This is a genomic window from Streptomyces sp. CB01635 (assembly GCF_002803065.1).
Taxonomy (GTDB): Bacteria; Actinomycetota; Actinomycetes; order Streptomycetales; family Streptomycetaceae; genus Streptomyces.
Window position 1 is genome coordinate 71,916 of sequence record NZ_NNBL01000029.1, and the last position, 16,216, is coordinate 88,131.

General features: G+C 71.0%; 9 protein-coding genes. 7 read left to right on the plus strand and 2 right to left on the minus strand.

Annotated features, from left to right (window positions below):
* The first annotated feature begins 87 nt into the window (after positions 1-87).
* The 4 genes from CG723_RS39110 (at position 88) to CG723_RS39125 (ending at position 8,109) form a co-directional block, all read left to right on the plus strand.
* Positions 88-1,968: an ABC transporter ATP-binding protein gene (locus tag CG723_RS39110; protein ID WP_100598318.1), complete on the plus strand. Its 1,881-nt coding sequence runs from the start codon at positions 88-90 to the stop codon at positions 1,966-1,968.
* Positions 1,965-3,839 (plus strand): ABC transporter ATP-binding protein, encoded by a 1,875-nt coding sequence (locus tag CG723_RS39115; protein WP_100598319.1) that lies wholly within the window; start codon positions 1,965-1,967, stop codon positions 3,837-3,839. Before CG723_RS39110 ends, CG723_RS39115 begins: the two co-directional genes overlap by 4 nt.
* A 337-nt stretch (positions 3,840-4,176) precedes the next feature.
* On the plus strand, positions 4,177-6,234 hold the full coding sequence (locus CG723_RS39120) for a M4 family metallopeptidase (protein WP_234374743.1): 2,058 nt from the start codon (positions 4,177-4,179) through the stop codon (positions 6,232-6,234).
* A 291-nt stretch (positions 6,235-6,525) separates the two neighbouring features.
* On the plus strand, positions 6,526-8,109 hold the full coding sequence (locus tag CG723_RS39125) for a M4 family metallopeptidase (protein WP_100598321.1): 1,584 nt from the start codon (positions 6,526-6,528) through the stop codon (positions 8,107-8,109).
* Positions 8,110-8,164: 55 nt separating this feature from the next.
* Here the strand turns inward: CG723_RS39125 and CG723_RS39130 are convergent, their stop codons facing one another.
* Both CG723_RS39130 and glgP read right to left on the minus strand, forming a co-directional pair.
* On the minus strand, positions 8,165-8,686 hold the full coding sequence (locus CG723_RS39130; RefSeq protein WP_100598330.1) for a GNAT family N-acetyltransferase: 522 nt from the start codon (positions 8,684-8,686) through the stop codon (positions 8,165-8,167).
* A gap of 94 nt (positions 8,687-8,780) precedes the next feature.
* Complete coding sequence (glgP, locus tag CG723_RS39135) at positions 8,781-11,399, minus strand: alpha-glucan family phosphorylase (RefSeq protein ID WP_100598331.1); 2,619 nt, start codon at positions 11,397-11,399, stop codon at positions 8,781-8,783.
* A gap of 491 nt (positions 11,400-11,890) precedes the next feature.
* On the opposite strand from glgP, the gene CG723_RS39140 reads away from it, so the two are divergent.
* The 3 genes from CG723_RS39140 to CG723_RS39150 form a co-directional block, all read left to right on the plus strand.
* Positions 11,891-13,096, plus strand: coding sequence for a S8 family peptidase (locus tag CG723_RS39140; RefSeq protein WP_100598322.1), 1,206 nt, complete (start codon positions 11,891-11,893; stop codon positions 13,094-13,096).
* Positions 13,097-13,290: 194 nt separating this feature from the next.
* On the plus strand, positions 13,291-15,417 hold the full coding sequence (locus tag CG723_RS39145) for an alpha-1,4-glucan--maltose-1-phosphate maltosyltransferase (RefSeq protein WP_100598323.1): 2,127 nt from the start codon (positions 13,291-13,293) through the stop codon (positions 15,415-15,417).
* Positions 15,414-16,216 (plus strand): alpha-amylase family glycosyl hydrolase (locus tag CG723_RS39150; protein WP_267893761.1); only part of this gene is annotated, 803 nt, incomplete at its 3' end. The genes CG723_RS39145 and CG723_RS39150, both read left to right, overlap by 4 nt.

Consider the following 16,216-nt stretch of genomic DNA (forward strand, 5'->3'; position numbering starts at 1 on the left):
ACCTCTGCCGGGCGAGCCGTGGCGCGAGGGCGGGATCGCCGGAAACCCGGTGGGCGTTGTCAGTGCCGATCCGTAGCCTCACTTCTGATGCCCACTACACATGCACCGGCCACGGACCCCGACCAACTCGCCCCGGCGGCGGAGCAGTCCGCTGTGCGCACGCTGCTGCGCCTGTGGCCGTACGTACGACCGGTGCGGGCGCGCTGGGGCGGGGCCGCGGTGGTCGCCGTGGTCGCCTCCTGTCTGTCACTCGTCTTCCCCATCGTCCTGAAGTGGATCGTGGACGGGCCGGTCACGGACCACGACCCGGGCGGGGTGTGGCTGGGCGCGGGCATGCTGCTGGCGCTCGGGGTCGCGGAGGCGCTGCTCTTCGGGCTGAGACGGTGGCTGGTGGCGCGGCCGCTGGCGAGCGTCGAGGCGGCCATGCGGGCGGATCTGTACCGGCATCTGCAGCGGTTGCCCGTCGCGTTCCACGACCGGTGGGCCTCGGGGCAGCTGCTGTCCCGAGGGACGACCGACCTCATGGTCGTACGGATGTTCCTGGCCTTTCCGCTGACGTTCCTGATCGTCAACGGCGTGACGATCGCCGCCGGGTTCGTGCTGCTCGTCGCTCAGGACTGGGGGCTCGGACTCGTCCTGCTCGCGCCCGCGCTGCCGCTGATGGTGCTCTGCTACCGCTTCGAGTCGAAGTACGCGTCGGCCGCGCGCCGCGCCCAGGACCAGGTCGGGGATCTGACCACCGTGGTCGAGGAGTCCGTGCTCGGGATCCGGATCATCAAGGGGTTCGGCCGGCATCGCAGCCAGGCGCGGGCCTTCCGTGATCTGTCGCGCACGCTGCGCGGGACCGAGCTGGCCAAGGCGCGGCTGCTCGCGGGGATCCTCGGGGTGATCACGCTGCTGCCGGAGGTGGCGCTCGGGGCGGCACTGGTGCTCGGCTCCGTGCAGGTCGCGGACGGGAAGCTGTCCGCGGGGACGCTCGTTGCCTTCCTGTCGACGGCGCTCGCCCTGCGCTGGCCGATCGACTCGATCGGGTTCCTGCTCGCCATGAGCCAGGAGGCGGCGACGGCGACCCGGCGGTTCTTCGAGGTGATGGACGAGCCGGAGGAGAGCGAAGACGTGCCGGCTGCGGGCGGCCCCGTCGAGGAGGGGGCGGGCGGTGCGGGCGGGCTGCGGTTCGAGGGGGTCCGTTTCCGCTATCCGGACGCCCCAGAGGGGTCCGAGCCCGTCCTGGAGCGCATCGATCTGCAGGTGCGGTCCGGGGAGACCATGGCGCTCGTCGGGGCGACCGGCAGCGGCAAGACGACCCTCACCGCGCTGGTGCCCCGCCTGCACGAGCTCACCGGCGGGCGGATCACGCTCGACGGGCGGGACATCGCGTCGATGGGGCGCGAGGAGCTGCGCACCCTCGTCTCGGTGGCCTTCGAGGAACCCACCCTGTTCTCGGCGTCCGTCGCGGAGAACGTGCTGATGGGCGCGGGCGAAGCGGACGTCTCGAAGCTCGACCGGGCGCTCGGCGTCGCGCAGGCCGGATTCGTGAAGTCGCTGCCGGACGGCGCCGGTACGCAGGTCGGCGAGCAGGGGCTCAGCCTCTCCGGCGGGCAGCGGCAGCGGCTCGCGCTCGCCCGCGCGGTCGTGGGGAGCCCGCGCTTCCTCGTGCTCGACGACCCGCTGTCCGCGCTCGACGTGCACACGGAGGCGCTGGTGGAGGCGGCCCTGCGGGAGGTGCTCGCCGCGAGCACGGCGCTAGTCGTCGCGCACCGGCCGTCGACGGTGCTGCTCGCCGACCGCGTCGCGCTCCTGTCGGACGGCCGGATCACCGCCGTGGGCACGCACCAGGAGCTGCTGCGCGCGAACGCCGAGTACCGGCATCTCATGTCGGGAGCGGACCTGGAGACCGAAGAGGACCGGGATATCGACGACGACCCGGAGAGCGACGAGGACGGGCCAGAGGGGAAGGGCACGCGATGACCACGACGACCAAGCCGGACCGTACGCCGCAGGATCCGGCCGCCGAGGACGGCGAGGAACTGCGGCTCCCCTCCCCCGGGGACCCGTTCGACCAGGACGACCTGCCCACCCCCAAGGGCGCGACCGGCGCGCTCCTGCGCTCCCTGCTCGCGCCGAGCCGGCGCACGGTGTGGCTGGCCGTGCTGTGTCTGCTGGTCCAGCAGGCCGCCGTGCAGGCGGGGCCGCTCCTCGTCGCGTACGCCATCGACAGCGCGGTGCCCGCCTTCCGCGCGAGCGACCACGGCCCGCTGATCGCGGTGGCGGCCGGCTATCTCCTGGCGGCGTGCTGCTCCAGCCTCTTCCAGTTCGCGTTCGTGCAGGTGTCGGCGCGGGTGAACCAGAACGTGCTGCTCGACCTGCGCGGCCGCATCTTCCGGCACGCGCAGGCCCTCAGCGTCGACTTCCACGACCGCTACACGTCCGGGCGGCTCATCTCCCGGGCGACGACGGACGTCGAGTCCCTGCGCGAGCTGCTCGCCGAGGGGCTCCAGGAACTCATCAACATCATCCTGGCGTCCGTGTACATCACGGCCATGCTGCTCTGGCTCGACGTCGGCATCGGCGCCGTGGCCGCCCTGTCGTTCCTGCCGCTCGCCGTACTGATCCAGCAGTACCGGCGGCGCGCGGCCCGGGTGTACGCGGAGCGGTCCTCCGCGATCGCGCGCGTCATCGTGAAGTTCGCCGAGACGATGAACGGAATCAGGCCGGTGCGCGCCTTCCGCCGCGAGCGCGCCAACGACGCGGACTTCGCCGGGCTGAACCACCGCCACGAGCGGGTCAACGGTGACGCGCTGCTCGAAATGGCGCGCTACGTCATCGGCTCCCGCCTCCTCGCGAACACCGCGGTGGCCGGAATGGTCCTGTGGGGCGCCTACCGCGTCGCCGACGGCACGCTCGAACTGGGTGTCCTGGCGGCCGCCGTGCTGTTCATCCGCCGTCTGTACGACCCCATCGACCGGCTCGCGATGTTCCTCAACTCCTATGAGTCCGCGGCCGCTTCACTCCGCAAGATCGCCGGTCTGCTGCACCAGACGCCGACCGTGCCGGAGCCGACGTCGCCGCGCGGGCTGCCCGAGCTCGCCGGCGGCCGCCCGGGCCGCGAGGTCGTCTTCGACCAGGTCTCGTTCGGCTACCGCACCGGCGGCGAGGTGCTCCCCCGCTTCGATCTCACGCTGCCCGCGGGACAGACGGTCGCGGTCGTCGGCTCGACGGGCGCCGGGAAGTCGACACTCGCCAAGCTCCTGGCCCGCTTCTACGACCCCTCGGCGGGCCGGGTCCTGCTCGACGGCGTCGACCTGCGCGACCTCGGCACGGCCGAACTGCGGCGGGGCGTCGTGATGGTGACCCAGGAGGCGTTCCTGTTCTCCGGCACGGTCGCCGAGAACATCGCGATCGGACGGCCCGAGGCCGGCCGCGAGGAGATCGAGCGCGCGGCGAAGGCGATCGGCGCGCACGACTTCATCACGGCGCTCCCGGACGGCTACGACACGGATGTGCGCAAACGCGGGGGTCGAATTTCGGCCGGGCAGCGGCAGTTGGTGGCATTCGCACGCGCGCTGCTCGCCGACCCGGCGGTCCTGATCCTCGACGAGGCGACGAGCTCCCTTGACATCCCCGGCGAGCGGGCGGTGCAGCGCGCGATGCACACGGTGCTGCGCGGCCGTACCGCGGTCGTCATCGCGCACCGGCTGTCGACGGTGGAGATCGCCGACCGCGTTCTGGTCATGGAACACGGGCGGATCGCCGAGGACGGCACACCGGACCAACTGATCTGCGGTACAGGAGCGTTCGCGGATCTGCATCGTGCCTGGCGGGAGAGCGTGGTCGGCTGAACCGCGGACCGGACGCGACCCCTCCGCGCCCGGGCAACAGCTCCGTATATCGAACGTGAACATCCGGGCAACGAACCATTTCCGGCCAACCTAATGACGCGCTCCTGACAGACAACGCTCTCTGCTGCCACTCTTCCCTCGGCCTCGCACAGCTGTCCCACAGCCGAACTGGCGCGGCCCGTTCGTGAACTGCAGCACGACCTGTTGTGCCCAGATGTGCCCAGTTGTGCTGAGTTTCGCCCTGTTCTGCCTTGTTCTGCCTTGTTCTGCCCGGACGGTCATTCGCCGTCCGGTCTTCCCCGGCCGTGCGATCCGCGGCCCGCAGAAGGAGTCAGCCTTGAGAACGTCCGACACCTCCCACAGATCCGCCTCCCGCAAGCGAGCGACCGCCTACGGCGCGCTCGCGGCAGCCACCGCCCTGCTCGCCGGCGCCGTCCAGGCGGGCGCCGCGGCCTCGGCGGACGTCCAGCCGGCCGCGGCGGCCGCAAAGGCCGTCGCGAAGGGCGCCGACCCCGGCGCCCTCCCCGTGAAGCTCTCCCCCGCCAAGCGCGCGGAGCTGCTGCGCGAAGCCAACTCCACCAAGGCGGACACCGCCAAGGACCTCGGCCTCGGCGCCAAGGAGAAGCTCGTCGTCCGCGACGTCCTCCAGGACCGTGACGGCACGACGCACACCCGCTACGAGCGCACCTACGACGGGCTGCCCGTCCTCGGCGGTGACCTGGTCGTCGACGCGGCCAAGTCGGGGAAGACCGAGGGCGTGACGCGCGCCGCGAAGTCGGCCCTCAAGGGCGTGGCCACCACCGCGGCGGTCAAGCCGGCCACGGCGGAGCGGCAGGCGGTCAAGGCCGCGGCGGCCGACGGATCGAAGAAGACCGAGGCGGACCGCGCGCCCCGCAAGGTCGTGTGGATGGCGCAGGGCAAGCCGACCCTCGCGTACGAGACCGTGGTCGGCGGTCTCCAGGACGACGGCACCCCGAACCAGCTGCACGTCGTCACGGACGCGGCGACCGGCAAGAAGCTGTACGAGTGGCAGGGCATCGAGAACGGCACGGGCAACACGCAGTACAGCGGCACCGTGACGCTCGGCACGGCCCAGTCCGGATCGACGTACACGCTCAACGACACCGGGCGCGGCGGGCACAAGACGTACAACCTGAACCACGGCTCGTCCGGGACCGGGACGCTCTACTCGGGCGCGGACGACGTGTGGGGCAACGGCAGCGCCTCGAACACCGAGACCGCGGCCGCGGACGCGCACTACGGCGCGGCGGAGACCTGGGACTACTACAAGAACGTGCAGGGCCGCACCGGCATCAACGGCGACGGCGTCGCCGCGTACTCGCGGGTGCACTACGGCAACGCGTACGTCAACGCGTTCTGGGACGACAGCTGCTTCTGCATGACGTACGGCGACGGCGCGGGCAACCTCAAGCCCCTCACCGCGATCGACGTGGCGGGCCACGAGATGACCCACGGCGTCACCGCCGCGACGGCCGGTCTCAACTACAGCGGTGAGTCCGGCGGTCTGAACGAGGCCACGTCCGACATCTTCGGCACCGCGGTCGAGTTCTACGCCAACAACACCAAGGACGTCGGTGACTACCTCATCGGCGAGAAGATCGACATCAACGGCGACGGCACCCCGCTGCGCTACCAGGACAAGCCCAGCAGGGACGGCACGTCCCCGGACAACTGGTACTCCGGGCTCGGCAACCTCGACGTGCACTACTCGTCGGGTCCCGCCAACCACTTCTTCTACCTGCTCAGCGAGGGCAGCGGCGCCAAGGTCATCAACGGCGTCAGCTACAACTCGCCGACGGCGGACGGTCTTCCGGTCACCGGCATAGGCCGCGCCAAGGCCGAGCTGATCTGGTTCAAGGCGCTCACCACGAAGTTCACCTCGACCACGAACTACGCGGCCGCGCGCACCGGCACGCTCGCGGTCGCCGGTGAGCTCTACGGCACCACGAGCACCGAGTACAAGGCCGTGCAGGACGCCTGGGCCGGCATAGCCGTCGGCTCGCGCTCCGGTGGCGGCGGCGGTGGTACGTCGTTCGAGAACACGGCCGACGTCGCGATACCGGACGCCGGCGCCGCGGTCACCTCGTCGATCGCTGTGACCGGCCGTACGGGCAACGCGCCGAGCAACCTCTCGGTCGCCGTGGACATCGTGCACACCTGGCGCGGTGACCTGGTCGTCGACCTGGTGGCCCCGGACGGGTCCACGTACCGCCTGAAGAACTCCAGCGGCAGCGACTCGGCGGACAACGTCAACGCGACCTACACGGTCAACGCGTCCTCCGAGGTGGCCAACGGCACCTGGAAGCTGAAGGTCCAGGACGTGGCCGCGCAGGACACCGGCTACATCAACAGCTGGAAGCTCACCTTCCCGTAAACCGCACGCAGAGGTAACCCAAGGCCGACCGAGAGCTGTTCGGCCCGCACGGTCTGGGCGCGTCGCCCCGGGTGAGTGAACTCCCCGGGACGGCGCGCCCGTTCATGTTCCGTTCGCAATACGTACAAGAGACATCGCTCAACGGACGATTTCCGGCCAACCTGCGATCACCTCCTGACATGTACAAGCCTCAACTGGCACGCTTCCCCCACGCACCACACGCAACACACAGCTAAGCACCACCCAGTTCAGCACCACACAGCTCTCTTACCCCACACACAAGGAGCTTGCGTGACCCCCCACATATCGCGCTTCACCAAGAAGCGTTCGACTCTGGCCATAGCCACCGCCGTCGCCGCCGGAGCCCTGCTGACCGCCGGTATGACCACCGGCGCGTCCGCGCAGCCCGTGGCCGACGCGACGCCGGGCGCCGCGCCGATGAAGCTCTCGGGCGCCGCCCGCGCCGGCCTCCTCCAGGACGCCAACGCGAAGAAGGCCGAGACGGCCGCGGAGTTGAACCTCGACTCCAAGGAGAAGCTCGTCGTCCGCGACGTGGTCAAGGACCGCGACGGCGCGACGCACACCCGCTACGAGCGCACCTACGACGGACTCCCGGTCCTCGGCGGCGACCTGGTCGTCCACGAGTCCAAGGCCGGCAGGTCCGAGGGCGTCACCCGCGCGACCTCGAAGAGAATCGCCGTGTCGACGGCCTCCGCCTCCCTCAAGGCCGCCCCCGAGGGCGCCCGCAAGGTGGTCTGGGCGGCGTCGGGCACCCCGCGCCTCGCCTACGAGAAGGTCGTCACCGGCACGCAGAAGGACGGCACGCCGCGCAAGCTGCACGTCGTCACGGACGCCGCGACCGGCAAGAAGATCTTCGAGTGGGACGCGATCCACACCGGCGCCGGCGAGAGCCAGTACAGCGGCGGCGTGACGGTCGGCTCCACCAAGTCAGGCTCCTCGTACGCCCTCACGGACGCGGAGCGCGGCGGCCACAGCACGTACGACCTCAAGCACGGGTCGTCCGGCAAGGGCACGCTGTTCACCGACGCGGACGACAAGTGGGGCGACGGCACCACCAACGACGCGGCCACGGCCGCGGTCGACGCCGCCTACGGCGCCCAGGTGACGTGGGACTACTACAAGGACGTCCAGGGCCGCAGCGGCATCAACGGCGACGGCAAGGGCGCGTACTCGCGGGTCCACTACGGCAACGCGTACGTCAACGCGTTCTGGGACGACAGCTGCTTCTGCATGACGTACGGCGACGGCGAGGGCAACAAGAAGCCCCTGACGTCGATCGACGTGGCGGGCCACGAGATGTCGCACGGCGTCACGGCGGCGACCGCGGGCCTCATCTACAGCGGTGAGTCCGGCGGCCTGAACGAGGCCACCTCCGACATCTTCGGCACCGCGGTCGAGTTCCACGCGAACAACCCCAAGGACGTCGGCGACTACCTCATCGGCGAGAAGATCGACATCAACGGCGACGGCTCCCCGCTGCGCTACATGGACAAGCCGAGCAAGGACGGCGCGTCCCTCGACAACTGGAAGGCCGGCGCGGGCAACGTCGACGTCCACTACTCGTCGGGCATCGCCAACCACTTCTTCTACCTGCTGTCGGAGGGCAGCGGGAAGAAGGAGATCAACGGGGTCTCGTACGACTCCCCGACCGCGGACGGCCAGCCGGCCGCGGGCATCGGCCGCGACAAGGCCGAGAAGATCTGGTTCAAGGCCCTGACGTCGTACTTCACGACGAACACGGACTACGCCAACGCGCGCAAGGGCACGCTGAGCGCGGCGTCCGACCTGTACGGCGCCGACTCGGCGGAGTACAAGGCGGTCGACCGGGCGTGGGCCGCGGTCAACGTCAAGTGACGTAAGACGCGGGCGAGTCGGGGGGCGGCACTGCGGGGTGCCGCCCCTTCGCGTGTCAGGCCTCGTACTCCGTGAGGTCGATTTCGTGCACCTGGAGCGCGAAGCCGTGCTTCGGGTGCGCGAACTCGCGTCCCTCCGTCATGCCCAGCTTGCGGGCGACGTTCTCCGAGCCCGTGTCGCCGGGGCGGATCAGGGCGACGACCCGGTCGACGCCGCGGTCCTGGAGGGCGAACTCCAGGGTGGCCTGGGCGGCCTCGGAGGCGTAGCCCTGGCCCCAGAACTGGTGGCCGAGCCACCAGTTGATCTCGATGCCGGGCTGGAGCTCGGACACCGAGAGGCCGACGACACCGGCCAGCTCGCCGGAAGCGAGGAGCTCGACGGCGAACGGGCCGAAGCCCTCCTCGTCCCACTCCTCCTCCCAGCGCTCGATGTCCTCGGCCGTCCGCTCCAGGTCGCGCGGGCCGCCGTCACCGACCCGGCGCATGACGTCCGGGTCCGCCTGGATCTCGGAGAGGGGCACGAGGTCGTCGTCGGACCAGCGGCGGAGCAGGAGGCGGGGCGTCTGGATCTCGGTCATGGGTCCATCTTCGCCGAGACCCGCGACGCCGCCGACCATCCGGCCGTCCTCGGCACACTCAGCGCCCTCAGCGCACTCAGCGCACTCAGCGCACTCAGCGCAAGAGCACCCCCGCCGCCTCCCCGGCCGTCTCCGAGGGGACGGTCACCAGTCCCGTCTCCGCCGGCGAGGCGAGCAGCCGGTGGGCGGGCAGGATGCGGACCGTGTAGCCGTAGGGGCCCGTACGGTCGAGGGACAGCGGGCCCTCGTACGCCCAGCGGCCGTCCAGGTCGGGGCCGCCGGCCGGCTTGAGGGCCACCGTCGTCGCGTCGGTGATGCGGTCGTCGGAGCCGACGCGGCCGGCCACCGCCTGAACCTCGACGTCCTCGGGGCCGAGTTCGTCGAGCGCCACCCGCACGCGCAGCACCAGCGTCGCGCCGAGCTCGGCCGTGGCCGTGGACGCCTCCACATGGTCGACGGCAACCCGGGGCCAGGACGCGCGGACCCGGGACTTCCACCGGGCGAGCTCGCGCGCCGCGTCGGGGGTGAGGGCACGGCCCGAGCGGGCCGCGGGGGCGTACAGCTTCTCGACGTACTCGCGGACCATGCGCCCGGCGAGGACCTTCGGGCCCAGGTGGGTGAGCGTGCGGCGGACCATCTCGATCCAGCGGTCGGGCAGCCCTTCGGGTCCGCGCTCGTAGAAGCGGGGGGCGACCCTGCGCTCGACGAGGTCGTAGAGGGCCGCGGCCTCCAGGTCGTCGCGCCGCTGCTCGTCGGTCGCCGTGCCGTCCGCGGTGGGGATCGCCCAGCCGAAGTCGGGCGAGAACCACTCGTCCCACCAGCCGTCAAGGACGGAGAGGTTGAGACAGCCGTTCAGGGCGGCCTTCATACCGGACGTCCCGCAGGCCTCCAGGGGGCGCAGCGGGTTGTTGAGCCAGATGTCGCAGCCCGGGTAGAGCTTCTGCGCCATGGCCATGCCGTAGTCCGGCAGGAACACGATGCGATGGCGCACGCGCGGGTCGTCGGTGAAGCGCACCAGCTCCTGCACGAGGCGCTTGCCGCCGTCGTCCGCCGGGTGTGCCTTGCCCGCCACGACGATCTGGACGGGCCGGTCCGGGTCGAGGAGGAGGCGCATCAGGCGGTCCGGGTCGCGCAGCATCAGGGTGAGCCGCTTGTAGGAGGGGACGCGGCGGGCGAAGCCGATGGTGAGGATGTCGGGGTCGAGCACCCCGTCGATCCAGCCCAGCTCCGCCGCGCCCGCGCCGCGCTGCCGCCAGGACGCGGCGAGGCGTTCACGGACCTCGTCCACCAGGCGGCCGCGCAGCTCGCGGCGCAGCTCCCAGATGTCCCGGTCGGCGATGTCGGCGACGGCGTCCCAGCGGTCGGATCCTCCGGCAGCGAGCGCGTCCAGGGTGCGCTGTTCGCCGATGTGGCGGGCGCCGAGCCGCAGGACCTCGGGAGCCACCCAGGTCGGGGCGTGCACGCCGTTCGTGACGGAGGTGATGGGGACCTCCTCCGGGTCGAAGCCCGGCCACAGGCCCGAGAACATCTCGCGGCTGACCCTGCCGTGCAGGGTGGAGACGCCGTTGGCGCGCTGGGCGAGGCGCAGGCCCATCACGGCCATGTTGAAGACGTTCGGGTTGCCTCCCGCGTACGTCTCCATGCCGAGGCCGAGGATGCGTGCGGCGTCGATGCCGGGGAGTTCGGCGCCGGGGCCGAAGTGGCGGGCGACGAGTTCCCGGTCGAAGCGGTCGATGCCCGCGGGGACGGGGGTGTGCGTGGTGAAGACGGTCCCGGCGCGTACGGCTTCGATGGCGGCGTCGAAGTCCACCCCGAGTCCGGCGAGCTCGTGGATCCGCTCGACCCCGAGGAAGCCGGCGTGCCCCTCGTTCGTGTGGAACACCTCGGGCTCGGGATGGCCGGTGAGGCGGCAGTAAGCGCGCACGGCCCGCACCCCGCCGATGCCGAGCAGCATCTCCTGGAGGAGCCGGTGCTCGCTGCCGCCGCCGTAGAGCCGGTCGGTGACGTTGCGTTCGCCGGGGCCGTTCTCCTCGACGTCCGAGTCGAGCAACAGGAGCGGCACGCGGCCGACCTGCGCCTGCCAGACACGGGCGAGCAGCCGGCCGCCGCCGGGCAGGGCGAGCGCGACACGGCAGTCGGTGCCGTCGGGTTCGCGGAGCGGGGTCAGCGGCAGTTCGTGCGGGTCGAGGACGGGATAGTGCTCCTGCTGCCAGCCGTCCCTGGACAGGGACTGCCGGAAGTAGCCGTGCCGGTAGAGGAGTCCTACGCCGATCAGCGGCACCCCGAGGTCGCTGGCCGCCTTGAGGTGGTCGCCGGCGAGGATGCCGAGGCCGCCCGAGTACTGGGGCAGGGCGGCGGTGATGCCGAACTCGGGCGAGAAGTATCCGATGGCGGCGGGCAGACCGCCGCTCCGCATCTGCGTCTGGTACCAGCGGTCGCCCTCCACATAGGACCTGAGGTCGTCTGCGGCCTCGCCGAGCAGGCGCAGGAATCCCTCGTCGGCCGCGAGTTCGGCGAGCCGCGCGTGCGGCACGGCGCCGAGCAGTCTCACCGGGTCCCCGTCGGACGCGACCCAGCGCCCGGGGTCCACGGCCTGGAAGAGGTCGCGCGTCCCGGTGTGCCAGGACCAGCGCAGGTTGCGGGCCAGCTCGTGGAGGGGGGCGAGGGGCTCGGGCAGGACGGGACGGACGGTGAATCGACGGATGGCCTTCACGTTCTCACCTCTGTAGGGGGACGCGGCGGGCATACGCGCACACGTGCGAGGAGGACGCGCTCCGTCGCGCGGCCCCCGGCTGTCACCTCCGACGGTACGGCCACCGGGCTCCGGCTACCACGGCGCACGGGGTCGCGTCGGCACCTGTTTGACGGGCATCTCGCCGCATCGCGGGGGTCCTTGCCGAGGAACCGGCCGGTGCGCCGGTCGTACGCCATGAGGATGACGCGGTACGTCGCGCCGCTTCGGGCCGCGCTGCGCCGCCGCCCACGTACCGGCCGGAGGAAGTCCGGTCTTCGCCGCAACCTTCGCCGTATCCGCCGCCGGTCCCCCACGGGCGATATGGCCGATTCCGCCCCCTCATGCGGTCTTGTAGGGCCTGACAGCGCACGAGAGGCTGCCAAGCGGTGTGCGCGGATCCCGGCCGTCAGGACCGGCGGCCGTGCAACTCCGGTCCTCGCGCGCCGAGTCGAGGGAGGGGAACTCACGACATGACACTGACGCGCAGAAGGCGTCTGCGCCGGGCGGGCGCGCTCACGGCCGTGACCACGGCGGCGGTGCTCTCGGCCGTCACGCTGCCCGCGCATGCCGCGCCCCGGCTGGGGCGCGTACTCGGCGCCGGTGAGCCCGGCTCCGTCACGGGCAGCTACATCGTGACGCTCAAGGGGGGAACGAAGGCACCGTCCGACTCGGGCAAGGGCCTCGCCGAGAAGTACGGGGTGAAAATACGCCACACCTACAGCACGGCGCTGAACGGGTACGCGGTGCGCGCGGGCGAGACGCAGGCCAGAAGGCTCGCGGCCGATCCGTCGGTCGCCGCGGTGGTCCAGGACTCACGGGTCTCGCTCGACCACACCCGGAAGAACCCGCCGTCCTGGGGGCTGGACCGCATCGACCAGGGCGATCTGCCGCTCGACAAGTCCTACACATGGCCCGAGTCGGCGGGCTCGGGCGTGACGGCGTACGTCATCGACACCGGCATCCGGATCTCGCACCGGGACTTCGGCGGCCGGGCGCACTACGGCTGGGACTTCGTCGACGGCGACGCCACCGCCCAGGACGGCAACGGCCACGGCACGCATGTGGCCGCAACCGTCGCCGGCACGGGCTACGGCGTCGCGAAGAAGGCCGACGTGGTCGCGGTCCGTGTGCTCGACGACGCGGGCTCCGGGACGACCGCCCAGGTCATCGCGGGCATCGACTGGGTGACGAAGAACGCGCGCAAACCGGCCGTCGCCAATCTGAGCCTCGGCGGCTCCGCCAACGCCCAGCTGGACGCGGCGGTGCGGGGCTCCATCGCCTCCGGTGTCACGTACACGGTCGCGGCCGGCAACGACGGCCTCCCGGCGAGCCTGTACTCGCCGGCCCGCGTGAAGGAGGCCATCACGGTCGGCGCGACCGACCGCACGGACCGGCGCGCCGGCTTCTCGAACTGGGGCACCCGGCTCGACCTGTTCGCCCCCGGCGTCGACATCACCGCTGCGGGGTACGCGAGCGACAAGGGGAAGGCGACCTTCTCCGGTACGTCGATGGCGTCGCCGCACGTGGCGGGCGCCGCCGCGCTGTACCTGGCCGACCACGCCTCGGCCACCCCGGCCGAGGTGAGCCGGGCGCTGACGGGGCGCGCGGCGACGGGCCGGATCACGGACCCGCTGCCCGGCTCGCCGAACAAGCTGCTCCAGGTCAAGCTCCCGTAGACGAAAGGTGAGTTCATGGTCCGGTCCCGTCGTTCGCGGCGGGACCGGACTTGTCTGTGTGCTTACGCGCGAGTAGTTAACAAAGCGCCGGATTGCCCGCCCTGCGACCGTGGAAGGCTCCCCCGGTACACACTGCGCGACCCTCTTCATCACCCCCGTTTCCGCAAGCCGAACCCCCGCGGTCAGGAGCGGTCATGCCCGCACAGAGTCCCTCGCCGAAGCCGCACACGGACCCGGCGAAGCAGTCGGCCAGAAGCGCGAAATCGCAGAAACCACCGGGCCGGCGGCGCCCACCGGCCGCCTCCGCCACCACGCTCGGACGGATCCCCGTCCTGGACGTCCAGCCCCTCGTGGACCACGGCCGCAGGCCCGCCAAGGCGGTGGCGGGTGAGTCCTTCCAGGTCAGCGCGACGGTCTTCCGCGAGGGCCACGACGCGGTCGCCGCGAACGTGGTGCTGCGCTCGCCGCGCGGCCGCACGGGCCCGTGGACCCCGATGCGCGAGCTGGCCCCCGGCACCGACCGCTGGGGCGCGCAGGTCACGCCCACGTCGGAGGGCCGCTGGACCTACTTCGTCGAGGCGTGGGGCGACCCGGTCACCACCTGGCGCCGCCACGCGCAGATCAAGGTCCCGGCGGGCATCGACACCGAACTCGTCCTGGAGGAAGGGGCGTTGCTGTACGAGCGTGCCGCCGAGGGCGTGCCGCAGCGCAAGGGGCAGCGCGAGACGGTGCTGCGCGCCGCCGCCGCGCTGCGCGACACCGAACTCCCCGCCGCGGCCCGCCTGGCCGCCGCGCTCACCCCGCAGGTCGACGAGGTCCTGGCCCGCCACCCGCTGCGCGAGCTGGTGACCAGCTCCGACCCGCTGCCGCTCCGCGTGGAGCGCGAGCGGGCGCTGTACGGGGCGTGGTACGAGTTCTTCCCGCGCTCGGAGGGCGCGATCGTGCGCGAGGGTGAACCGCCGGTCTCCGGCACGTTCCACACGGCCGCGAAGCGCCTTCCGGCCATCGCGGCGATGGGCTTCGACGTCCTCTATCTGCCACCGATCCACCCCATCGGCACCACGTACCGCAAGGGCCCCGACAACTCGCTCTCCCCGGGGCCGCACGACGTGGGTGTCCCCTGGGCGATCGGCTCTCCGGAGGGCGGTCACGACGCGATCCACCCGGATCTCGGCACGCTCGACGACTTCGACGCGTTCGTGAGCCGGGCCGCGGACCTGGGCCTGGAGATCGCGCTGGACTTCGCGCTCCAGTGCTCGCCCGACCACCCATGGGTGGACAAGTACCCCGAGTGGTTCCACCACCGGCCGGACGGCACGATCGCGTACGCCGAGAACCCGCCGAAGAAGTACCAGGACATCTACCCGATCGCCTTCGACAAGGACATGCCGGGACTGATCGCGGAGACGACCCGCGTCCTGCGCTTCTGGATGGACCACGGCGTGCGCATCTTCCGCGTCGACAACCCGCACACCAAGCCCGTCGTCTTCTGGGAGCGGGTCATCAAGGGGATCAACCGCACCGACCCCGACGTGATCTTCCTGGCAGAGGCGTTCACGCGCCCCGCGATGATGCGCACCCTCGCGCAGGCCGGCTTCCAGCAGTCGTACACCTACTTCACCTGGCGCAACACGAAGCAGGAACTCACCGAGTACGCCACGGAGTTGGCGAAGGACACGGCCGCGTACATGCGCCCCAACTTCTTCGTGAACACCCCGGACATCCTGCACGCCTACCTCCAGAACGGCGGGCGCCCCGCCTTCGAGGTGCGTGCGGTCCTGGCCGCCACGCTCTCCCCCACGTGGGGCGTCTACAGCGGCTACGAACTATGTGAAAACGCCCCGCTACGCCCCGGTAGCGAGGAGTATCTGCATTCGGAGAAGTACGAACTGCGGCCGCGCGACTGGGAGTCGGCCGAGCACGAGGGGCGTTCGATCGCGCCCCTCATCACCCGGCTCAACGACATCCGGCGCCGCAGCCCCGCCCTGCGCCGGCTGCGTGACGTGCACTTCCACCACACCGACAAGGACACGGTGATCGCGTACTCCAAGTCGGTCGCAGGCGCGCACGGCTCGAACACGGTTCTGGTGGTCGCCAACCTCGACCCTCACCACACCCAGGAGGCGACGGTGTCGTTGGACATGCCGCAACTGGGACTCGGCTGGCACGAGTCCGCACCGATGCGCGACGAGCTCACCGGTGAGACCTACCACTGGGGCAGGGCCAACTATGTGCGCCTCGAGCCGGGCCGTACGCCCGCGCACATCCTCACCGTCCTGCGACCGTCCTCACCGTTGATCGGAGGGTCACCCACACCATGACCGTCAATGAACCCGTCCCGGACACCTTCGAGGACACCCCCGCCAAGGACCGGGATCCAGACTGGTTCAAACGTGCCGTCTTCTACGAGGTCCTCGTCCGCTCCTTCCAGGACAGCAACGGCGACGGAGTCGGCGACCTCAAGGGCATCACCGCGAAACTGGACTATCTCCAGTGGCTCGGCGTGGACTGCCTGTGGCTGCCACCGTTCTTCAAGTCACCACTGAGGGACGGCGGTTACGACGTCTCGGACTACACGGCGGTCCTGCCCGAGTTCGGTGACCTGGCCGACTTCGTGGAGTTCGTCGACGCCGCGCACCAGCGCGGGATGCGCGTGATCATCGACTTCGTCATGAACCACACGAGCGACCAGCACGAGTGGTTCCAGGAGTCCCGCAAGGACCCCGACGGGCCGTACGGCGACTACTACGTCTGGGCCGACGACGACAAGCAGTACGAGGACGCGCGGATCATCTTCGTCGACACCGAGGCGTCGAACTGGACCTTCGACCCGGTGCGCAAGCAGTACTACTGGCACCGCTTCTTCTCGCACCAGCCGGATCTCAACTACGAGAACCCGCGCGTGCAGGAGGAGATCGTCTCGGCCCTGCGCTTCTGGCTGGATCTCGGCATCGACGGCTTCCGGCTCGACGCGGTGCCCTACCTCTACGCGGAGGAGGGGACCAACTGCGAGAACCTGCCGCCCACGCACGAGCTCCTCAAGCGGGTCCGCAAGGAGATCGACGCGCACTACCCGGACACGGTCCTGCTAGCCGAGGCCAACCAGTGGCCCGAGGACGT

What these genes read in the sequence shown, in the direction of transcription:
- CG723_RS39115 (WP_100598319.1), top strand. Translation starts at nt 1,965, where the DNA reads ATGACCACGACGACCAAGCCGGACCGTACGCCGCAGGATCCGGCCGCC.
- CG723_RS39140 (WP_100598322.1), top strand. Translation starts at nt 11,891, where the DNA reads ATGACACTGACGCGCAGAAGGCGTCTGCGCCGGGCGGGCGCGCTCACG.
- CG723_RS39145 (WP_100598323.1), top strand. Translation starts at nt 13,291, where the DNA reads ATGCCCGCACAGAGTCCCTCGCCGAAGCCGCACACGGACCCGGCGAAG.
- CG723_RS39130 (WP_100598330.1), bottom strand. Translation starts at nt 8,686, where the DNA reads ATGACCGAGATCCAGACGCCCCGCCTCCTGCTCCGCCGCTGGTCCGAC.
- CG723_RS39110 (WP_100598318.1), top strand. Translation starts at nt 88, where the DNA reads ATGCCCACTACACATGCACCGGCCACGGACCCCGACCAACTCGCCCCG.